This is a genomic window from Streptomyces sp. NPDC001401 (assembly GCF_042895385.1).
Taxonomy (GTDB): domain Bacteria; phylum Actinomycetota; class Actinomycetes; order Streptomycetales; family Streptomycetaceae; genus Streptomyces.
The window spans coordinates 22,624-42,427 of record NZ_JBIAWI010000034.1; the positions used below are offsets into that span (position 1 = coordinate 22,624).

At 69.3% G+C, this 19,804-nt stretch carries 19 protein-coding genes and 1 tRNA gene; 5 read left to right on the top strand and 15 right to left on the bottom strand.

Annotated features, from left to right (window positions below; all coding sequences use genetic code 11):
• Window positions 1-115: 115 nt before the first annotated feature.
• Both ACFY10_RS53185 and ACFY10_RS53190 read right to left on the bottom strand, forming a co-directional pair.
• Window positions 116-1,582 (bottom strand): aminopeptidase P family protein, encoded by a 1,467-nt coding sequence (locus ACFY10_RS53185; protein ID WP_390672656.1) that lies wholly within the window; start codon window positions 1,580-1,582, stop codon window positions 116-118.
• A 91-nt stretch (window positions 1,583-1,673) separates the two neighbouring features.
• The gene (locus ACFY10_RS53190) at window positions 1,674-3,185 is read right to left on the bottom strand and encodes a PP2C family protein-serine/threonine phosphatase (RefSeq protein ID WP_390672682.1); all 1,512 of its coding nucleotides are present in this window, start codon (window positions 3,183-3,185) and stop codon (window positions 1,674-1,676) included.
• Between the two features lie 496 nt (window positions 3,186-3,681).
• Between ACFY10_RS53190 and ACFY10_RS53195 the strand changes: the two genes are divergently transcribed.
• Complete coding sequence (locus ACFY10_RS53195) at window positions 3,682-4,347, top strand: bifunctional DNA primase/polymerase (protein WP_390672657.1); 666 nt, start codon at window positions 3,682-3,684, stop codon at window positions 4,345-4,347.
• 133 nt (window positions 4,348-4,480) lie between these two features.
• On the top strand, window positions 4,481-5,020 hold the full coding sequence (locus ACFY10_RS53200; RefSeq protein WP_390672683.1) for a hypothetical protein: 540 nt from the start codon (window positions 4,481-4,483) through the stop codon (window positions 5,018-5,020).
• 244 nt (window positions 5,021-5,264) lie between these two features.
• Here ACFY10_RS53200 and ACFY10_RS53205 read toward each other — a convergent pair whose 3' ends face one another.
• From ACFY10_RS53205 to ACFY10_RS53215, 3 genes are all read right to left on the bottom strand, one after another.
• Window positions 5,265-6,230, bottom strand: a complete 966-nt coding sequence (locus ACFY10_RS53205; protein ID WP_390672658.1) for a DUF5926 family protein — start codon at window positions 6,228-6,230, stop codon at window positions 5,265-5,267.
• 84 nt (window positions 6,231-6,314) lie between these two features.
• Window positions 6,315-6,875, bottom strand: coding sequence for an ATP-binding protein (locus ACFY10_RS53210; protein WP_185124108.1), 561 nt, complete (start codon window positions 6,873-6,875; stop codon window positions 6,315-6,317).
• A gap of 269 nt (window positions 6,876-7,144) precedes the next feature.
• Complete coding sequence (locus tag ACFY10_RS53215) at window positions 7,145-7,972, bottom strand: glycerophosphodiester phosphodiesterase (RefSeq protein WP_390672659.1); 828 nt, start codon at window positions 7,970-7,972, stop codon at window positions 7,145-7,147.
• 256 nt (window positions 7,973-8,228) lie between these two features.
• On the opposite strand from ACFY10_RS53215, the gene ACFY10_RS53220 reads away from it, so the two are divergent.
• A complete protein-coding gene (locus ACFY10_RS53220) occupies window positions 8,229-9,650 on the top strand; it encodes a S1C family serine protease (protein WP_390672660.1) in 1,422 nt (473 codons plus the stop codon).
• A gap of 111 nt (window positions 9,651-9,761) precedes the next feature.
• Window positions 9,762-9,848, top strand: a tRNA-Ser gene (locus tag ACFY10_RS53225).
• Window positions 9,849-10,098: 250 nt separating this feature from the next.
• Here the strand turns inward: ACFY10_RS53225 and ACFY10_RS53230 are convergent.
• The 10 genes from ACFY10_RS53230 to ACFY10_RS53275 form a co-directional block, all read right to left on the bottom strand.
• Window positions 10,099-11,328 (bottom strand): trypsin-like peptidase domain-containing protein, encoded by a 1,230-nt coding sequence (locus ACFY10_RS53230; protein WP_390672661.1) that lies wholly within the window; start codon window positions 11,326-11,328, stop codon window positions 10,099-10,101.
• Between the two features lie 44 nt (window positions 11,329-11,372).
• Window positions 11,373-11,756 carry a CU044_2847 family protein gene (locus tag ACFY10_RS53235; RefSeq protein WP_390672662.1) on the bottom strand — a complete coding sequence of 128 codons (384 nt, stop codon included), beginning with the start codon at window positions 11,754-11,756 and terminating at the stop codon, window positions 11,373-11,375.
• A gap of 365 nt (window positions 11,757-12,121) precedes the next feature.
• Window positions 12,122-13,516: a tyrosine-type recombinase/integrase gene (locus ACFY10_RS53240; protein WP_390672663.1), complete on the bottom strand. Its 1,395-nt coding sequence runs from the start codon at window positions 13,514-13,516 to the stop codon at window positions 12,122-12,124.
• On the bottom strand, window positions 13,510-13,722 hold the full coding sequence (locus ACFY10_RS53245; protein ID WP_390672684.1) for a helix-turn-helix transcriptional regulator: 213 nt from the start codon (window positions 13,720-13,722) through the stop codon (window positions 13,510-13,512). The genes ACFY10_RS53240 and ACFY10_RS53245 overlap by 7 nt, the downstream gene beginning before the upstream one ends.
• Window positions 13,713-15,200, bottom strand: a complete 1,488-nt coding sequence (locus ACFY10_RS53250) for a replication initiator (protein WP_390672664.1) — start codon at window positions 15,198-15,200, stop codon at window positions 13,713-13,715. Before ACFY10_RS53250 ends, ACFY10_RS53245 begins: the two co-directional genes overlap by 10 nt.
• A gap of 151 nt (window positions 15,201-15,351) precedes the next feature.
• Window positions 15,352-16,086, bottom strand: a complete 735-nt coding sequence (locus ACFY10_RS53255) for a DUF2637 domain-containing protein (protein WP_390672665.1) — start codon at window positions 16,084-16,086, stop codon at window positions 15,352-15,354.
• 48 nt (window positions 16,087-16,134) lie between these two features.
• Window positions 16,135-16,308, bottom strand: coding sequence for a hypothetical protein (locus ACFY10_RS53260; RefSeq protein WP_390672666.1), 174 nt, complete (start codon window positions 16,306-16,308; stop codon window positions 16,135-16,137).
• A 13-nt stretch (window positions 16,309-16,321) separates the two neighbouring features.
• A complete protein-coding gene (locus tag ACFY10_RS53265) occupies window positions 16,322-17,746 on the bottom strand; it encodes an FtsK/SpoIIIE domain-containing protein (RefSeq protein ID WP_390672667.1) in 1,425 nt (474 codons plus the stop codon).
• Window positions 17,743-17,955: a hypothetical protein gene (locus tag ACFY10_RS53270; RefSeq protein WP_390672668.1), complete on the bottom strand. Its 213-nt coding sequence runs from the start codon at window positions 17,953-17,955 to the stop codon at window positions 17,743-17,745. The genes ACFY10_RS53265 and ACFY10_RS53270 overlap by 4 nt, the downstream gene beginning before the upstream one ends.
• Complete coding sequence (locus ACFY10_RS53275; protein WP_390672669.1) at window positions 17,952-18,296, bottom strand: hypothetical protein; 345 nt, start codon at window positions 18,294-18,296, stop codon at window positions 17,952-17,954. Before ACFY10_RS53275 ends, ACFY10_RS53270 begins: the two co-directional genes overlap by 4 nt.
• A 209-nt stretch (window positions 18,297-18,505) precedes the next feature.
• On the opposite strand from ACFY10_RS53275, the gene ACFY10_RS53280 reads away from it, so the two are divergent.
• Window positions 18,506-18,910, top strand: coding sequence for a GntR family transcriptional regulator (locus ACFY10_RS53280; RefSeq protein WP_194078814.1), 405 nt, complete (start codon window positions 18,506-18,508; stop codon window positions 18,908-18,910).
• Window positions 18,911-19,804 lie beyond the last annotated feature (894 nt).

Below are 19,804 nucleotides of genomic sequence, written 5' to 3' on the forward strand. Positions count from 1 at the left end.
CGCGGGGCGTCATCGAATTGCGGCTCCGCCGCGCGGGCGCGACCAGCCCCCACCTACCCGCAGACCGCAAACCAATGGCCGGGCACCCACTACGTACCCGGCCATCAACCAACCATCAGCCCTTCAGCGAAGCCATCCAGCTCTCGACCTCGTCGGACTGCCTGGGCAACCCGGCGCTGAGGTTCCGGTTGCCGTCCGCCGTCACCAGAATGTCGTCCTCGATCCGGACCCCGATCCCCCGGTACTCCTCCGGCACCGTCAGGTCATCGGCCTGGAAGTACAGCCCCGGCTCGACCGTGAGGCACATCCCCGGCTCGAGCGTCCCGTCGACATACGACTCCACGCGCGCGGCGGCGCAGTCGTGCACGTCCAGGCCGAGCATGTGCCCGGTGCCGTGCAGCGTCCACCGCCGCTGCAGCCCCAGCTCCAGCACCCGCTCCACCGGCCCCTCGACCAGTCCCCACTCGACGAGCCGCTCGGTCAGCACGCGCTGCGCGGCGTCATGGAAGTCGCGGTACTTGCCGCCCGGCTTCACCGCCGCGATACCGGCCTCCTGGGCGTCGTAGACGGCGTCGTAGATCTTCTTCTGGATCTCGGTGAACCGCCCGTTGACCGGCAGGGTGCGCGTGACGTCGGCGGTGTAGTACGTGTGCGTCTCGACGCCCGCGTCCAGCAGCAGCAGGTCACCGGAGCGCACCGGCCCGTCGTTGCGCACCCAGTGCAGCGTGCAGGCGTGCGGCCCGGCGGCGGCGATCGTGCCGTAGCCGACGTCGTTGCCCTCCACGCGCGCGCGGAGGAAGAAGGTGCCCTCGATGTACCGCTCGGAGGTCGCCTCGGCCTTGTCCAGGACGCGTACGACGTCCTCGAAGCCGCGCACCGTCGAGTCCACGGCCTTCTGCAGCTCGCCGATCTCGAACTCGTCCTTGACCAGCCTCGCCTCGGAGAGGAAGACCCGCAGCTCCTCGTCGCGCTCGGCGGTGACCTTGTCGGTCAGCGCGGCCTCGATCCCGGCGTCGTACCCGCGTACGACCCGCACCGGACCGGTGGCCTCACGCAGCGCGTCCGCGAGCTCGCGGACGTCGGAGGCGGGAATGCCGTACAGCTTCTCGGCCTCGGTGAGCGAGTGTCGGCGGCCGACCCACAGCTCGCCCTGGCCGGAGAGCCAGAACTCGCCGTTCTCCCGGTCGGAGCGCGGCAGGAGGTAGATCGTCTCCTTGTGACCGTCCGCGGTCGGCTCCAGAACCAGCACGCCGTCCTCGGTCTGGTTGCCGGTGAGGTACGCGTACTCGACGGACGCGCGGAAGGCGTACTCCGTGTCGTTCGAGCGGGTCTTCAGGTTGCCCGCCGGGATCACCAGACGCTCGCCCGGGAAGCGCGCCGACAGCGCGGAGCGCCGCGCGGCGGTCTCGGCGGCCTGGGCGATCGGCTCCAGGTCGCGCAGCTCCGTGTCGGCCCAGCCGGACTTCATGTTCTCGGCCAGTTCGTCGGACACGCCCGGGTACAGGCCGTTCTTGCGCTGCTTGATCGGCTCTTCGGACTCAGCTTCCGGGGTCGCCGGCGTGAGCTCGTCTGCCACGGTCATCCTCCTAGATACGGCACTGGACCCCCTCCATCGTACGGTCGTACGGAAGGGGGCCCAGGGCCGGAAGACCTGTTACGTCCGTTACGGACGGCTACTCGAAGCGAGCCGCCAGCAGCACCACGTCCTCTTCGCTGTCCGCCGCGTCGATCCCGTTCGGAAGCACCGCCCGCAGCACGTGGTCGGCGATCGCGGCGGGGTCGTGCCGCAGCGCCCTGGGCACACCGGCCGCCGCCGTGTGCAGCCGGGCGAAGGCGCGGTCGGTGGGGTCGCCGGTGCGGTGCAGCAGACCGTCGGTGTAGAGCAGAACCGTCTCGCCGCGCTCCGCCTGGAGTTCCACGCTCGGCGCCTCCCAGCAGGCGAGCATGCCGAGCGGCGCGGACACGGACGTCTCCACGAACTCGGTGCGCCGCTCGCCGACCAGTAGCGGCGGACAGTGCCCGGCGCCGGCCAGCGTGATCTTGCGCAGGGAGGGCTCGCAGTAGGCGAACAAGGCGGTGGCGGAGCGGGCGGGCTCGGTCAGCCTGAGCAGCAGCTCGAGGTCGGACAGGACGGCGACCGGGTCCTCGCCCTCCATCACGGCGTACGCGCGCAGGGAGGCCCGCAGCCGTCCCATCGCGGCGACCGCGCTCGGCCCGGACCCCGTCACCGAGCCGACCGCGAGACCCAGGGCGGCGTCGGGCAGCGGCAGTGCGTCGAACCAGTCGCCGCCGCCGCGCGGGCCGGTGCGGTGCCGGGCGGCGAGCTGCACGCCGGGCACGCGGGGGAGCCGGGACGGCAGCAGCTCCTCGGCCATCGTCGTCATGCACGCGCGCGTGCGTTCCACCTCCACCAGCCGGGCCAGGTGCTCGCCGGCGTAACGGGCATAGAGCCCGACGAGGTGGCGCTGCCGCTCGACCGGTTCGGCGGGCTCGTCGTACAGCCAGACCGCGGCGCCGAGCCGGCCCGACTGCTCGCCGGCCAGGGGGAGGGCGTAGCAGGCGGCATAGCCGAGACGGGCGGCCACCTCGCGGTGCCGGGGGTCGAGCCCGTCCTCGGCGAAGAGGTCCGGCTCGGCGATCTCACCGTCCCCGCCCGGCAGTCCGTCGAGGATGCGGCCGTACGACATGGCACTGCGCGGCACGGTCTCGATGTGCCCGAGGTCGGCGTGGGCGAGGCCGAGGCCGATCGTGGTGTCCGGTCCGAGCCCGTCGCCCGGTTCCAGCACGACGAGACCGCGCCGGGCGCCCACGAGGGCGGCTCCGGCGCGCAGCAGTTCCGTCAGGGCGCCCGCGAGTGAGTCCGTGCGGTTCAGGCGTTCCGTGAGTTCATGGAGTGTCGTGAGGTCCGAGACCCAGCCGGCCAGACGGTCGGTGAGCAGCGCCCCGGGCGGGTTCGGCACAGGGACCGGAGAGTTGCCCGAGGCGGCGGGCGCGGGCGCGACAGTGTGTGCGGGCGACGGAACCGTTGAATCGATTCCGGCCACTTTCGGAGGGTGAGGGGCGTTCATGGCGTCCGGCTTCCCGACCGGTGCGTATTGCTCAAAAGCATCGCAAACCCCCATGTCATTCTGCGCCGCTAGCAGTGCCTCCACATGTACACGCACTCGTGAGGGGATGTCCAGCATTGTCCTGCTGGGATTCCTGGTGTCCATGGGTAGCCAGTGATCCCCTTGTCTAAAAGCAAATTTGGCTTAAAACTGACTCGGGTAACGGGGTATTGCGGTCGACTGGGCTTGCTCGACGGAGCGTCACAGCGGTCGTGATGGGTACGTACTCGGAGAAGGCCAGGGGTGGTCGACCGCCACCCGGAACCTGGTGACCGACTCCGGGCGTCTTAGCCACCGACGACCGAGCCCCATCCTCCCGTGGCGGAGGCGAAGAGAAATACGCGGGACAGCAAAACGCCAGACTTCGCCACCCCCACGCCACGCCCATGCTTTTGATGGATGCAGCATGGACGAGGCTGCCGCGGATGCAGTCAACGTTCGGCCCATAGGGGTTCCCCTTGCCCAGAGCAGGGGTGTGATGCGCCAACAGGTACGCACAGTGAAGTGATCGACACATGGTGTGATGTGGCCCCCACGGTGTTGCCAGCGGTGCAACGGAAAGGAACGAGCGCTCATGCGCGAGATCCTCGGAAAGCGACGCAGGCTCCTGTCCAAGCGCAGCGACGGAAGGCCTGAGTTGATCAGCGCGGCCCTGACCTTCGCGACGGAATGGCAGTGGCCCGTACTCCCGGGTGTGACGGCGGACCCGCAGGGACGTTCCCGCTGCGGCTGCCCCGACCCCGAGTGCACGGTGCCCGGCGCGCATCCCTTCGACCCCGGCCTCCTCGCGGCCACCGCCGACGCCCGCATGGTGCGCTGGTGGTGGACCAACCGGCCCACCGCGCCGATCATCCTGGCCACCGGTGGCAACGCCCCCTGCGCGGTGAGCCTGCCGGCCCTCGCCGCCTCGCACGCCCTCACCGCACTCGACCGGCTGGGTATGCGCCTCGGCCCGGTCGTCGCCTCGCCGAGCCGCTGGGCGATCCTCGTGAAGCCGTACACCATGGAGCAGTTGGGCGAGCTGCTCTACGCCAAGGACTTCGTCCCCGGCTCCCTCCGCTTCCACGGCGAGGGCGGCTATGTGGCCCTGCCCCCGTCCGAGACCGGCGAGGGCGAGATCCGCTGGGAGCGCGCGCCCCTGCCCGGCTCCGCCTCCCCCTGGGTCCCCGACGTCGAGGCCGTGGTGGATGCCGCGGTCGAGGCACTCACTCGTACGGGTGTGAGCGCGCCCGAGTTGTAGGGGTGTCCGGCGCGCGCGGGACAGCACGTGCGCGCGTGCTCGTTATCTTCCGCACATGCTGCGTAATTCTGGGGAGCACGGTCCCCCACAGCCGCCCCGCGACGGGCCAGACTCCCGAATCCGTCTGCTCGCCATGGCGGGCGTAGTGGCGTGCGCGATCGCGCTGCCGCTGGCCGTGGCGTCCGCGGGACCGGCGGGCGACCAGGGCCGCACCGTCGTGCGTGCCCCCGCGCGCGAATCCGTGCGTGCCTCCCCGCGCCCGGAGGATGCCAAGGCATCCTCCGCCCACCCCGACCGCTCTCCCCTGCTGCTCGACCTGGGCCTGGCCACCGCCATGCGCTGCGGCCCCGAACTCACCTCGCCCGACGGCGTCGAGGCCCAGACCTGTGTGCTCACACAGGGCGAGGACACCTGGGCGCGCACCTACTACCGCAATGTGACCGGCAAGGCCCTGGACTCCGCACTGAGTCTCATGGGGCCCGGTGGCCGCACCGTGCAGCTGAGCTGCGCCGTGGGCGCCGAGGACGAGCCGGGGATGTGCGAGACCCCCCGGCAGCACACCCGGGGCGCGCTCGACGGCTACACGGCGGTCGCGGAGTTCGCGGGGCGGGCCGGGCGCGGTCCGCTGTTGCTGCGATCCGGGAGCAACTCCGGGACATCCACCGGCAGTTGACGGGCGACCGCATTCCGTAAAGGAATCGCGCGCATGAAAAGACCCGGTTGCTGGCGACGGGGGATGCACCAGCAACCGGGCTACTGGAACGGTAACAAGAGATCCGCGGTTCGCAAATTCGATCCGGGCTTTCCAGTCACGTATTTGCTTGTTTCTGGCGGGACTTGTGAGCGGAGTCACCGATTCCGAAAGATCGGGTTCGGCTGACTGGTCGGTCAGCCGAACCCGATTTCGTCACTCTTCGTCAACTGAGCGTGACCTGCCGGTTGGTGAGACCGCCGCGCGCGCGGCGCTCGTCGGCGGTCAGCGGTGCGTCCGAAGCGAGGGCCGCCGCGAGGCGCTCGGCGAACTCGGCCGCCGGCTTCTCGATGTCGTCCGCGCCGACCCCGCTGGGCAGGTCCCAGACCGGGACGGTGAGCCCGTGAGCGCGGAAGGAACCCACGAGTCGGGTGCCTTCACCGAGGTTCGACCGGCCGGCCGCGTGCAGCCGCGCGAGGGCGTCCAGAAGCTGCTCCTCCGGGTGCGGCATGACCCAGCGCAGGTGGTTCTTGTCCGGAGTCTCGCACCAGTACGCGGCATCCACGCCGGTGAGTTTCGCGGTCGGGATGGCCGCCGCGTTGGCCCGCTCCAGGGAGGCGGCCACCTCAGGGGTGGCGTTCTCCGAGTCCGGGATCCAGAACTCGAAGCCGCTGTGCACAACTGGCTCGAACGCGCCTTCGGGATCGAGCAGATCCTGCAGCCGCGGACCGTCGGCCGGGGCGCGCCGGCCCTCGATCGGTGTGCCGGGCTCCGCGGTCAGCGCGCGCTGGAGGGTGTCGGCGAGGTCGCGGCTGATGTCGCCGGACGCCGTGTCGTTCTGCAGCCCCAGCAGCACCGAGCCGTCGTCGCGGCGCAGGGCCGGCCAGGCCATCGGCAGCACCGTCGCCAGCGTGAGGGACGGGACGCCCTCGGGCAGGCCGCCCTTCAGGGGCAGCTCGACCGTGGCCGCCGGCACCAGCTCACGCAGCGCCACCCAGTCGCACTCGCCCGGAAGTCCCTCGAAGGGGCGGTGCACCAGCTCGGTCACGGCGTGCGCGGCGGCCCGTCCGTGACAGGCCTTGTAGCGGCGGCCACTGCCACACGGACACGGCTCGCGCGCGCCGACGACCGGGACCTCCCCGTCCGTGATCTGCGGGCGCTTGGCCTTCGTCTGGGGTCGCTTCTTGGCCATCGTGGGTGTCTCCCGGTTACGGCTCGGCTGGTACGGCGGGAGCCTAGCCGTTCACGCCACGACCCACGGAAGTCTGTGGACCGTTCAGTCGAGGTCGTCGAACGCGTCCGCGAAGTCCAGGCCCGGCATGGCCGGAATCCTCGACACCGTCGGTGCTGTGACGCGCGTAGCGAAGTCGTCGCGACGGAGCCCCGCGTCCGGGTCATGGACGTCTTCGTGTACGACGACCCACACCGTGACCTCGCCGCGGGCGTCGTCCCGCACGCCCCAGTCGTCGGCCAGCGCGGTGATGATGTTCAGCCCGCGGCCGCCGTGCGCGGTGACCGAGGGCGTGGCCGGAGCCGGGCGGGTGGGCCCGCCGCCGTCCGTCACCTCCACCGTGAGCCGACCGCTCAGGTCCACGCGCCATGCGGCCCGGACGTCGCCGTCCCCGGCCAGGGCGTCGCCCAGCGGCCGGCCGTGCTTGCACGCATTGCTCAAGAGTTCGGAAAGAATCAGTACGGCATCATCGATGACCGCGTCCGAGACACCGCCCGAGCGCAACTGCTCGCGCATACGGTGTCTCGCCTCCCCCACGCCCGCAGGGCCATGGGGTACGGCCATGCTCGACGACGTGGGCACCTCCTGTGCCACCACCAACGCCACCCCCGAGACCTCCTTTGCCCCACGCCACGGTGTGGATGCCCCATTGGCCTGTACCGGAAACCGGCCAATCCACGTTCAGTGACGCATTCGCAACGATCGAATACGGAGCGAATGCGCCGGGGCACTCCCTGTAGCCGAGTGGCTGGATTTCGACTGTGGCCGACTCTGGAGGATGGTGCCGGAGGGGCGGGTGGGTCAAGGGTTCTTCACAGGTCTTTACCAGTGACGAATCGTGACGAACCGTAGTGGCCCACGGTGCGGAACGTCGCTCAGCGGCCGAGCTGGCGCAGCACCGCGCGCGGGCGGTTCGTGATGATGGCGTCGATGCCCAGGTCGACGCAGAGATCCACGTCCTGGGGCTCGTTCACCGTCCACACGTGCACCTGGTGGCCGGCCCCCTTCAGGCGTTCGATGTACGCGGGGTGGTTGCGCACGATCCGGATCGAGGGTCCCGCGATCCGGACACCGGCCGGCAGCCGCCCGTCGCGCAGCCGCGGCGAGACGAACTGCAGCAGATAGACCGTCGGCAGCGTCGGCGAGGCGGCACGCACGCGATGCAGCGATCGCGCCGAGAAGCTCATCACGCGCACGGGTGACTCGGCGGCGGAGGCCGGGGCGTCCAGCCCGAACCGTTTCAGCAGCACCAGCAGCCGCTCCTCCACCTGCCCCGCCCACCGCGTGGGGTGCTTGGTCTCGATCGCCAGCTCCACCCGCCGCCCCGCGTCCGCCACCAGCTCCAGCAGCCGCTCCAGGGTCAGTACGGAGGTGTCCTCCCGGTCCTCGGGCCGGAACTCCCAGTCGGGCTCCTCGTCGCGCGTGCGCCACAGCTCCCGCGTCTTGCGCGAGCTGAAGTCCAGGGCGGCGAGCTCGGCGAGCTCCAGCGCCGAGACCGCGCCCCGGCCGTTGGACGTACGGTTGACGCGACGGTCGTGGACGCAGACGAGATGGCCGTCCGCCGTCAGGCGTACATCGCACTCGAGGGCGTCCGCACCGTCCTCGATCGCCTTCTTGTACGCGGCCAGGGTGTGTTCGGGGGCCTCTTCGGAGGCTCCGCGGTGGGCGACGACTTGAATCCGGTGCGGGCGTGCATGGGTCACCGCGTCATGGTGCCACCGCAGCGGGGTGGTCGTGCGATCGGAGGAGCACAGATTGCGCCGCTTTTGCCTGTCATGGCCTATATAAGGAATGGCCCCGGACCCACAGGCACCGCTTATGGTGCCCTGACGGCTCATGGGAAAAGCTGACGGCATACAAAAGAACATGCACAGCTGCATCGCGCCGGACCGTGGACAACGTGAACGAGCGTGACCGAGTGCGACCGAGAACAACAGCCGTGGACCGAGGAGAGAAGCTGTGAGCACCGAGAACGAGGGCACCGCGGTACCCCCGGCCCCGTCCGCACCCCCCGTGCCGGTGGACGCTCCCACTCCCTCGGCACCCGCCGCCCCCGAGGAGAGCGCCCCGACGGCCTCGCTCCCGCCCGTACCTCCGAGCGCCCCCGGCGCGCAGGAGCACACGCAGGAGCAGCAGCCGGCGCACGCGGGCTCGGCGCCGGACGCCTCCTGGCCGCCCCCGGCCATCCCGTCCTACGCCGACGGTGGCGCCGGCGGCGCGGGCTCCGGCTGGGGCTCCTCGTACCAGCAGCCCGCACCGAAGTCCGGCCGTGGCGGTCTGGTGGCCGCGATCCTGGTGGCCGCGCTGGTCGCCGGCGGCCTGGGCGGCGGCCTCGGCTACACGCTGGCCAAGAACAACGACGACAACACCGGCTCCACGACGGTCTCCGCCTCCACCAGCGGCGGTGACGTCAAGCGCGCCGCGGGCACGGTCGCGGGCGTGGCCGCCAGGGCACTGCCCAGCACGGTCACCATCGAGGCCGAGTCCACCAGCGGCGAGGGCGGCACCGGCACCGGTTTCGTCTTCGACACCCAGGGCCACATCGTCACCAACAACCACGTCGTCGCGGACGCGGTCGACGGCGGCAAGCTCACGGCGACCTTCCCGAGCGGCAAGAAGTACAACGCCGAGGTCGTCGGCCACGCACAGGGCTACGACGTGGCGGTCATCAAGCTCAAGAACGCCCCGTCGGACCTCAACCCCCTGACCCTGGGCGACTCCGACAAGGTGGCCGTGGGCGACTCGACGATCGCCATCGGCGCCCCCTTCGGTCTGTCCAACACGGTCACGACGGGCATCATCAGCGCGAAGAACCGCCCGGTCGCCTCCAGCGACGGCACCGGCAGCAATGCGTCGTACATGAGCGCCCTGCAGACGGACGCCTCGATAAACCCGGGCAACTCCGGCGGCCCGCTGCTGGACGCGTCGGGCAACGTCATAGGCATCAACTCCGCGATCCAGTCCACCGGCAGCGGCGGCCTCGGCGGCACCAGCCAGTCCGGCTCGATCGGCCTGGGCTTCGCCATCCCGATCAACCAGGCCAAGTACGTCGCCCAGCAGCTGATCAAGACCGGCAAGCCGGTCTACGCGAAGATCGGCGCGTCCGTCTCCCTGGAGGACTCCACGGGCGGCGCGAAGATCACCGAGCAGGGCGCCAGCGGCTCCGCGGCGGTCGAGTCCGGAGGCCCCGCCGCCAAGGCCGGCCTCAAGCCCGGCGACGTGATCACCAAGCTCGACGACCGTGTCATCGACTCCGGCCCCACCCTGATCGGCGAGATCTGGACGCACAAGCCCGGCGACAAGGTCACGATCACCTACGAACGCGACGGCAAGTCCCACACCGTAGAACTCACCCTGGGCTCCCGGCAGGGCGACAGCTGACCCCACGTACCCACGCGCGCGTGCCTCCTCGGTTCAGCGACATCTGAGCCACGCGCGCGCGTGCCAACCCGTTACTCTTGTCCCCGCGCCGCCGATCTCCGAGCGGCGCGGGGAGGCGTGCCCGAGCGGCCGAAGGGAACGGTCTTGAAAACCGTCGTGGCAGCGATGTCACCGTGGGTTCAAATCCCACCGCCTCCGCCGAGGTCATAGATGTGCTGGTCAGAAGGGGTGTCCCTCGATGAGGGGCACCCGTTCTGCGTGGGGCTTGTCTCACCTTGATCCGGGCCTATCGCGTTGTGGATCAGTGCGTGTGGACCAGGCGTGGACCAAACATCAACAGGGCAGGGCGGCAAACTCGCTGGTCACGCACGTGCTTTGGGTAACCGGTGCACTTGCCGAGAGCGCCACCCTGGCCTGGGCCGCCGACCTGATAGACAACCAGGGTCGCTCACACGTTGAAACAATGGTTGCCGTCGGTGTCCCACGCCGACGCCCCGTACCGGTTCACTGCCCGGATATAGAAGCAGGATGTCTCGCCTTGGTAAGCGATGAATTCGTAGGACGTGCCCTTGGTGCTGGTGATTTTGTCGACGCTCTTGTGCTGGGCACTGCCAGTGGTCGTGTAGTGGATTTGGAAGCTGGTCGCGTCCGATTGGGGGTTCCATCTCACGGTCACGGTCTGCGTGTAGCCGGGGTAGATCGACGCAGAGTTCGTCCCGGTCACCGATCGCGGCGGGGTACCAGTCGGGCTTGCTGACTGCGGCGTTGGGCTGGCTTGGTGTGTAGGACTGTTCAGTTCCTGCGATGGCGTCGTCTTAGGTGTTGGGGCGATGCTGCTCTGTGACGCCGAGGAGGTTGGAGCGGACGGCCCAGTTGTCGGCGGGACTGCACTGGCCGAGGGGGCCGCGCTGGTCGGCGGGGCCGCACTGGCGTTGTCATTCATGCTGCCGATCAGCGCACTGACCCCCGCCCCCACGACGGCAGTCGAGGCGAGTATGACGGCCATGGCCCGGCTACTCAGCGTGTGAGGGCGCGGTCCGCCCCGGCGCGGCGCCGACCTCGTAGGCAGCTTGCCCAGGTGCGATGGCCAGGCCATCGTGAGGCGCTGCGTCGGGATCAGGTAGCTGACCGGAGGCTCGCCGGATTCGGCCTCCACGATCATCCCGACCGCGCCGCCGAGCTCGTCATCCCATACCGGACTGCCGCTAAAGCCCCGGGAGACCCGGTGGCCTTTGTCCGCCAGGACAACCTGAACCAATCCGTTCGCAAGCCGATCCCGTAAGACGCCGGAGTGCCAGACGCCGCCGGGCCTCAGGGCTGGCAATCCGTAGGCCCGCGCGGGATGTTCCCACACCTCCCGCGCCTCGATCAGCCGGATCGGCCGGGCACCGGACAGGGGGGCGGTAAGCCGCAGCACGGCCATGTCACCCGTGCCGGACGGCTCTGGGCGGATCCAGTGCTCAATGCTGGCCGGGACGGTGGCCGGAACGCCGGACGCGGACAGCAGTGGCAGATCGACGCTGATCCGCGCTCCATCGGGTGGTTCCGCGTCGTGGTTCGTGCCCAGTGCGGCCGTGACCACATGCGCGCAAGTGAGGGCGAGGTCGTCCTTGACGAGGAAGCCGATGCCGATTGGCTCGCCGTCGGTGTCGCGGATCTGCAGGACGGCCGCAGCCAAGGCGTTGGGTCCGCTCTTGTCGGCCCCTCGGGCGCTTGGGGGCGTCACCTCGCCGAGTCCGCCGGCTCGCCCTCATCGGAGGTGCCCTGCGAGTCGGATGGCGTGCGATGCCACGTCAGCGTGACCTTGAAAAGGGCCTGGGCTGCGGTGCTGGAGATCACCACGTCTGCCTCTGCGGAGAGGGACAGCCCGAACTCCAAGCCGACTTCGTCGGGTGCATGGGTCATGTCGCGGAAACCGTGGACGAAGTTCTCCGCGACCGGCCGGATGCCGGCGAGCATGTCGCCGAGCGACCGCGTTGCGCGGGCCACGACCTGACCGGGCCGTGCGACCTTGACCAGGCCATCCGGCGCCTGCTCAATCTGCGCTTTCACAATTTGCGACGATCCATCCGCACCGCGGACAGGTATCTCAACGAGAAAGGCCATGTCTCCCCAAGGCTCCCGGTATCTCCGCGCTCGTCGCCCTGGGTCTTCCCCGCTCCGTAACACGGACCAGCACATTTCAGAACGCAAAACGTACCCCATGGGCCGCGGCAGCGGACACCAACTGCCTTAAAACGCCAGCCCTTTGGCGTGTCTCAAAAGATATGGTCCGGGTTGACTGACCGTGATCATGTCGTGAGTTTAAGGGCGCCGCCCGCCGCGGTGTAGGTGCCCGCAGTGTTCGGGTCTACCCGCGCACGCCAAAGCAATGAGCTGACGCGGCCCCTGGCCGTCGGGGGGAATGCAGACGGCAGGGGGCCCACGCCATCAGCTGTGAACTACGCCTCTGTGACTATGCGTTGCGCCCCCTACTCCTCTTCGGCTGCTTCCAAGGCCCGCTCGATCTGGTCGTTTGAGCGCTGCTGGTTGCGATGAATCGCCTTGGCGTAGAACCGGAACAGGACCGCGATGCTGTGTCCGGCTCGGCGTGCAACTTCGGCTGGGGAGACGCCGGACTCAAGCCAGAGCGAGACGCCCGCGTGGCGCAGGGAGTACGGCACGTCAGCCAGCGGTGAGGCCGCCTCGGACTCTGTCAGCACCGCGAGCCGAGCCGCCTTCCAGACCCCTCCGTACTCCTTGGACAGGAGGTGGCCGCCCTGGGAAGCACGAAACAGCCGGCCGTCTTCGGCCGTACCGAACTCCTTGATGTGCTCGCGGACCAGGCGGACGAGCACGGGCGGAATGGGCACCGGCCGGGTCGCCTTGCGAGCCCGCTTCTTCAGGCCGCGTGTATCGAACGACTCGCCCGTGTCCGTCCATCCGGAGCCGACTCGGGGCATGCTCGTGGAGAGCAGGACTTCACCCCAGCCCTCTTCGGGGAGGGTGAAGTCGTCCTCACGCAGACTGACCGCCTCACCAGGGCGGTTGGCCGCGTAGTAGAGGCAGCCGAAGAACGCCGTCAGATGCCGCCCGCGTTCGCCCTGCTCGGTGACAGCATCGATGAGCGCCTTTGCCAGTTTCGGGCCGGGGACGAACCGGAAGTCGATCTCGTCATCGGTCTCGGGCGCTGTCCAGTCCACCTTGTCGAGGGGCAGCGTCGTCAGAAGCTCTCGTTCCACGGCGTAGCGCAGGCAGTTGCTGAAGACGGTCCGCTTGCGGTTCACCGTGTTCTCGGCAGCGGCCGTGCCGTCCTGCTTGAGCTTCAGTGCGTCGAGGGCGGTCCGCACCACCGACGGTGTGTTGAGGTCGGTGATGTCCACCGACTTGCGAGCGATCCAGTCCAGCGTGGCCACGATGTCGGCCGGGGGTTCTTCGAGGTCAAGGCGGGGCTTCAGCGTCCCGTCGTCGTCCAGGACGAACCGGTAGACCCACGAGTAGAGCGCGATCCGTAGCACCTTGGGAGCCGGAGCCCCGCGCTTGTCCTTGACCAGCTTCGGCGTGATGGTCGCCAGCGTGTCAGCAATGCTCGCACGGTGCTTGGCCGAGGCGCCCGGCCACTTCATCTCGGCGTACGCACGGGTATGGGCGTACCAGGTGGAGGAGTTGAGCGCCTGCGCCTCCGAGGCGGGCAGGCCGGTTTCCGTGTCGAACTGCTCGCGGTTGCGCAGTGCGGTCAGCAGCTCCGAGCGTCGACCGTCGGCCTGAGCCTTGATCTTGTAGCTCTTAGAGAAGGGCCGGGGACCGACGCGCCACCTGAGCTGATAGGCCGACGCACGGTTGGGACGCTTGCGGATGCCCCAGATCTGAACGTCATAGGTCAGCACGCTTCCTGCACCTCGCAGGAGTCGAACCAGGCGTCGAGGTCGACCCGGCGTATGCGGATCTGCCCGTTGGGCAGCTTCAAGTGCCTGGGCGCCTGGCCCCGAGCGCGCATCCGGTAGAAGGCGGCGCGGGAGACCCCGATCTCGTCCAGCGCTTCCACCAGCTTCAGGGTCTGCTTGTCGGCCTTGGGCGAAGTGGTCACAGCCAGGGCTCTCCTTCGGACTTGATGTGTTCGGTGTGGGCGATGTCGTGGCGGACCTGGGCGGCGAGGAGTTCTTCGCCGGGGCGGTAGCCGCTGCTGAGGTAGGTCCACGAGGAGGCGGTGACGAGGGTGGTGTTCTCGTCGGTTACGGGTAGGCCGGCGCGGGCACGTGCAGCTTCGGCCTGGGCGAGGCGCCAGGCGCGGCGTACGTCGCGGAGGGCGCCGAGGGTGGTGGAGTAGGCGCGGGACTTGGTGGAGAAGTGGCCGCGGAAGCCGAGCATGTGGGCCCACTTCCAGAGCTTGAGTTCGGCGAATTCCGGCAGGTGGCCGAGGGCCCAGGCAGTGCGGATCATCTGGCGGACGTGCTGTTGCACGGGCAGGGCCTTGATGGGCTCGGCCTGTCCGGTGCCGTCGCAGTCGGCGCAGACGTCGTGAAAGCGGTCTGGGCCGCGCACGTAGCCGCGTCCTGCGCAGGGACGGCACATGAGGGTGCGGTCTACAGTGCCCGTGCCTTCGGCGTTCTTGGTGGCGTACTTGGCGATGTATCCCGCGACCTTGGCGTCTGTGTACTCGGCAACCTTGGCGTCGGTGAGTTCGCCGTCACCCAGGGCGGTGATGGCGTCGACCTTGCAGCGGCGACCCCAGGCAATGACGCGTTCGCCGATGGCGTCGGAGGTGACGGTGAGTCGGGAGCGCTCCCGCGCCATAGCCACGGCGGCACGGAGGGCTTCGAAGGTGGCCCAGGGTGGAGGCGAGGTGGTGTGGCCGTCGGGGCCGTCGAAGCGGATCACGGCGTGGAAATGGACCAGGCCGCGCTTCTGATACTCGGCGACCTTGGCGAAGGAGACGCGCAGGGAGGCATTGAGCGCCTTCTGCGTCATGCGGAGGTGTTCGGCCAGGGCGCGGCGCAGATAGGTGGTGAATCGTGCCCAGAGCTGTCCGGCGTGGGCGTTCCACAGCACGGCGCCGGTGTAGTCGTAGGTGGCGGGGGCGAGCGGCGTGCCCAACACAAGGTCGTCCTCGGGGTGTTGGGAACCGCAACCGCAGGGGCGGAGCTTGCCCGTGCTGTCGGTCTTGCGGCTATGGACCGGGCCGAAGGACGGGGCGGTGAGGGTGACGAAGGCGCGGGGGTGGTCGCGGACGGTTTCGGCGACGTTCTTGCCGCCGGACAGTCCGGCCTTGATTAGGTGGTAGGTGTCGGCGGCGTAGACGCGGGAGCACGCGGGGCAGCGGGAGGAACGGCGGTTGCCGCAGGTGGTCAGCAGGCGTCCGGAGGGTTCGTCTTCGGAGCGGTAGGAGCGGACGACTTGCTTGGTGGTCTGGTCGGTGGTGACGGTCCAGCCGTGGAGGTTGACGGGGCTGCTGCAGCCGTGCAGGTCGCGGACCTGTTCGGTGACGCGGTCGAAGTCGTGGGTGTTGGCCAGTTCGATCAGGTCCCGCAGGCTGGGGCTGATCACGTGGCGCAGGTCGGGGGGGCGGCGCATGGGTGGCGGGGTCTCCCGTCTGGCGTGAGGGTGGGACCTGCGGGCAGCAGCGATTCAGTGCGCTCGGGCTGCTGCCCGCAGGCATGACGGGTCGGGCCCAGGGGCGGGCGAGGGGTGGGAGGTGCCGGGAAGGCCGGCGGGGGAGGCGGCGCTACAACGCGGCGTGGAGGGCGGTGGCCATGGGCAGACCGATGCCGAGCCGCCTCTTGAGCTGCGCCGCCGTAATGGGTTCGCCGTGCTCGAAGTGGTGCGATGCGGCGATGGAGCGTGCTTCGGTCAGCAGCGGCTCAGGCACCTTGACCGCAGGCGTAGCGACGGCAGCCACAGGTGCGACGGGGGCCGGGGTGGTGACCGGACCGGCCGGGGCCGGGTCCGGTGCCACAGGCGGGACAGGCGACGGGGCGGGTTCCGTCTCGATGGAGGCCGGGGCGGGCTCCTCGGCCGGTTCCGGGTTGGCAGCGGGAGCCGGGTCGGCTCCATCGGTGGCGACCGTGTGGAAGGAGCGCAGGAGCTGCGGGCCGACCGCTCCCCAGCCGAGAAGCAGCACCGGGGCTACGGCGTCGACAGCGGCGCGGCCGTAGTGCCGGGCGACGATGGGCTCGGCGATATTGAGGGCCAGGGTCAGCAGCCCGGAGACGTGCATGAGGCGCGTGGCCGCCTTCATCTGCTCGGACGGGACGCCGCGCAGGGAGAGGTAGCGCAGGGCGACCAGGAGCCCGACCACGGACAGGTCGACCATGGGGGCGATCAGGGGCGCGATGGGGGCGGGGACACCCAGGCGCAGGGCCAGGGCCCAGACGTTGCCGAAGGAGAAGACGAACGCCAGGGCGGCGATGATGCCCATGACGACGGTCACGGTGCGCTGGGTGATCCGGTCCTCAGACATTGGGAATTCACCTCCTCTCGTGGTGTCGGTGGGCAATCGGCGGGGTGGTCACGGACTGGGGACGAGGCCGGCCTGTCGGGCGGCATTCGAGCCGAGGTAGGTTTCCAGGACCCGACGTTCGTTGGCGTTGGCGACGCGGTAGGCGGCGATGCCGATCCGACCGGCCGAGTCGAAGTCCTGAGCGGTGATCGCCTTACGCATGTGCCGGATGTAGATCCTCATGAATCGGCGCATGTCAGGCCGCCATAGCGGGGGGCTCGGGGTCATCCTTGGTGAGGTCCACGACCGTCCGTCCAGTCAGGTTCTCCAAGAGCCGGGCCGGGTGGTGCACCAGGTGGGCGGTGGCTTCGGCGACGCGGGCGGCGTCCTCGTCGGCGACGTAGGGGGTGCGGATGCGGATGAAGCCGGGGCGGCCGTGCTGGGACATGACCGCGACACCGACGTACGCGGGGTCCTGGAGAAGGACCGGGCTCGCGTCGGGCCACTCGCGGATGTCGTCGCCGAGCGCGGCCACGGCGGCGTCAGCGGTCTTCTGTGCGAAGGACAGGCCGACCGGGCAGACATCGCGGATGAAGGTGGGGATGGCGTCCCCGGTGGTCTTCTGCGTGGTCAGGATGGTCAGGAAGCCGACCGAGCGGCCCTTCTTCACCAGATCCTCGGTGAGCCGGGCGTTCTCCGCCGCGAATGTCGCGAGCCGCTTCGTGGCCGGGTCGGAGCCCTTGTGGTCGCGGAAGTAGGTGTGGGCCTCGTCAATGACGACGACGATCAGGGGCCAGTCAGCCGATGGGCCGACGTGCCACATGTTCTTCTTGCCCAGCACCTTGCGGATGCTCGCGGAGCGGGCACGGCGCAGCTCCACCAGTTCCCTGAGGAGATTGTTCGCTTCTTCCAGGTCATCCCCGCAGAACGCGAACGCCCGCTGCACGAGGTCGGCGTAGTCGCCCTCGTAGGCGTGGGACACCTTGCCGTCGAAGAAGACGAACTGCACGGCCGGCGAGGGCGCCCAGTCACACACCAGCCGGTTCACACACGAGGTCTTCCCGAAGCCCGGCAGGCCGCCGACAGCCACTCCGGGCACTTCCTTGAGGGGCACGAAGATGGGCATGCCGTACTCGTCCACCCCCAGGTCCCACTTCGCGTACTCCTCAGGCTGGCGGCCCGTAGGCACGTGAACCGTCGGCGTGATCAGCGGGTCCACGCGCACCCCGCGCAGCATGACCTGTCCGGGCTTGTCCCCCGGCAGCGCTGACACGCGGGTCATACGCCAGGCATCCGCCAGGTAGGGGGCCGCCTTCTGGAACTCCGCCAGGCCGACGCCGGGCAGGCAGTTCGCCTGTGCGATCACCCCATACGCGTCATGCGTGACCTTCAGCGCGGGCACCAGGACGCGGGGCTTGACGGGCTTGCCATCCGTGTTCGATAGCGACGCCAGCGCGGTCGGCATCTTGTCCGTGGCACACAGCTTCAGCATCTGCGCGAGCCGCTTCCAGGTCCGCCGCACGCGCACTGCCTGCCGGATGGACTGCCGGGTCATGGCATCGGCGCGCAGGTAGCGGACCACCCACCACACCGACCAGCCCACCAGCACGGCCAGCACCACGCCGACCACCAGGGGGCCATAGCCGAAGACCCCTTCCGTCATGTCGTTGAGATCCTTCATGTGTCGTTCTCCTGCGGGTTGTAGAGGAAGGCCGCGAGGGCCGATTCGAGGGCCGCCCAGTCCTCCGGGGCGGTGAAGCGGGGGTAGCCGTAGCCGACGAGCAGGGCCGCCACCGAGTTGACGAGGGATTCGGTGAACCGGGGGTCCGGCCCGGCGTGAGGCAGCGGGTAGCTGCGCTCAGCGCCGAACCGGAATGCGGTGCCGCTCACGCCGCGTTAGCCTCAGCAGCCGGGGCAGGACCGCCGACCAGGTCCAGGCGGTCGGCGCGGTAGGCGATGCCGTCCGAGAGCGAGCCGTTGAAGATGCGGGCCCACGGGGTGGCGAACAGCTCCACGGGCATCACCGGCACGCCCGGCTTGAGGCCGTTGGGCAGACCGGTCTCCGGAACGGTGACCTTCAGCGCCTCGGCGCGGTCCTCCTCCATGAAGAAGAGGGTGATCGTGTAGAGCTTCGCGCCGGTCTCACGGTCTTTCGCGAACTGGGTCTTCTCGGCGTCCGAGTACTTCGGCACCGCCTGGGTGCCGACCATGAACGACGCGGAGGGAAGCATGCCAACACGGATACGGGCCATGGGTGTTACGTCCTTTCGGTAGGTGCTCCGCCAGGGGTGGCGGGGCGAGATCAACAGTGCACTACGCGAGATAGGTGCGTCAAGCGCTTAGCGCACATCGCACCTGGCGTGGGCTAGCTCTGCGGTGACTTTGGGGGTGCATCAGGGTCTTACTGCGCGAGGTGAGCTAGGCCCGCTACCCTCGGACCATGAAGCTGCCCAAGGATTCCGACACTCCGCCGTACCGCCTCGTCGCTGAGGAACTGCGGCGGCAGATCCGCTCTGGGCGCCTCAAGCCGGGCGAGCGGGTCCCTTCGTCACGCGACCTCGAAGCGAGCTACGAAATCGCGAACATGACCGCGCGGTCCGCACTGCGCATCCTGCGCGATGAAGGGCTGATCTACTCCATGCCGGGTCGGGGCAACTTCGTCGCCGATCCCCTGCCCTCAGAGGCCGACTCGAAGGCCGGCACTCCCGAGGCGGCAAGCGGCGGGCGAATGCCCACACCCGAATACGTCGAACTGTCCGAACGGCTGGATGCCATAAACGCCAGACTCGACAGCCTGTTGCAGGTCTTCCAGCAACTCGGCGGCGCTACGGGGCCGAAGAAGTAGCGGGAACCTTCTCGGCGATCCGACGCGCTATCTCTTCCAGTCGCATCACCTTCTCTTCCACCTCCTTGAGTCGCGCCGCAATACGTGCTGCCTCGTGCTCGGTCATGGCCACCCGTTCGTTGCTGTGCCGTTGTTGCGTACCGCGTTCAGCCAACTGCCGAGGGCTTGCCCGAAGGCTTGCCCAGCGGCCATTCACCGCCAGGTCAGGGCTTGCCCGCACCGCCCGGCAAGCCGTCATCGTGGCCGTTGAGTCAGGTCTACCGGCCGAACCGGACAGGTGCGAGAGGCGCGGCCCCGTGCTCCCATCAGGCGGGCGAGAACCTTCCTTCACGTCCCGCCGTACGGGCCCGTGCCTTTTCTGTGCGCTCATGTCGCTTGTCCTTCCAGCCCTCCGGGCAGCGCATCAATGGTCTGGAGAAACGCCGGTTTGGGTAACCGGCGATCGTCGGCTATGTTCCGCCGCGCCCCGCCTTGAGGGACGCCCATAGAGGTCGGTCTTTCGGGTCGCGTGTGACCCCGAACAGATGTGACGCCGGTCACTTCTTTCGCTTCTTCCGTACGCTTTTCCACAGGTCCCAACCATGGGTCGGCCAGCCTGTGGATAGATTCCGCCGACCGCCGGGACAAATGGGCAGCAATACGGCCATGAGCTTTCATAGCGGCTGGGGAGCTGCGGAACGGGTGGGAGGGCGGGGCCAGCGCATGGACGTGCGACCGCGAGGAGCCCAGCGCAGCGGAGCTGTTCAGAGTTTCTTTACTGGATCAAGGCGGCCCGCCTACGGCGGGCCGGGGGGGGGGGGGGCCCCCCCCCCCCCCCCCCCCCCGGCCCCCCCCCCCCCCCCCCCCCCCCCCCCCCCCCCCCCCCCCCCCCCCCCCCCCCCCCCCCCCCCACGT

Excerpts from the sequence above, each read along its gene's own strand:
- ACFY10_RS53280 (WP_194078814.1), top strand. The coding sequence starts at position 18,506 with ATGAAGCTGCCCAAGGATTCCGACACTCCGCCGTACCGCCTCGTCGCT.
- ACFY10_RS53235 (WP_390672662.1), bottom strand. The coding sequence starts at position 11,756 with ATGGCCTTTCTCGTTGAGATACCTGTCCGCGGTGCGGATGGATCGTCG.
- ACFY10_RS53190 (WP_390672682.1), bottom strand. The coding sequence starts at position 3,185 with ATGCTGGACATCCCCTCACGAGTGCGTGTACATGTGGAGGCACTGCTA.
- ACFY10_RS53200 (WP_390672683.1), top strand. The coding sequence starts at position 4,481 with ATGGCGGGCGTAGTGGCGTGCGCGATCGCGCTGCCGCTGGCCGTGGCG.
- ACFY10_RS53255 (WP_390672665.1), bottom strand. The coding sequence starts at position 16,086 with ATGTCTGAGGACCGGATCACCCAGCGCACCGTGACCGTCGTCATGGGC.
- ACFY10_RS53205 (WP_390672658.1), bottom strand. The coding sequence starts at position 6,230 with ATGGCCAAGAAGCGACCCCAGACGAAGGCCAAGCGCCCGCAGATCACG.
- ACFY10_RS53260 (WP_390672666.1), bottom strand. The coding sequence starts at position 16,308 with ATGAGGATCTACATCCGGCACATGCGTAAGGCGATCACCGCTCAGGAC.
- ACFY10_RS53275 (WP_390672669.1), bottom strand. The coding sequence starts at position 18,296 with ATGCTTCCCTCCGCGTCGTTCATGGTCGGCACCCAGGCGGTGCCGAAG.
- ACFY10_RS53185 (WP_390672656.1), bottom strand. The coding sequence starts at position 1,582 with ATGACCGTGGCAGACGAGCTCACGCCGGCGACCCCGGAAGCTGAGTCC.
- ACFY10_RS53195 (WP_390672657.1), top strand. The coding sequence starts at position 3,682 with ATGCGCGAGATCCTCGGAAAGCGACGCAGGCTCCTGTCCAAGCGCAGC.
- ACFY10_RS53265 (WP_390672667.1), bottom strand. The coding sequence starts at position 17,746 with ATGAAGGATCTCAACGACATGACGGAAGGGGTCTTCGGCTATGGCCCC.
- ACFY10_RS53250 (WP_390672664.1), bottom strand. The coding sequence starts at position 15,200 with ATGCGCCGCCCCCCCGACCTGCGCCACGTGATCAGCCCCAGCCTGCGG.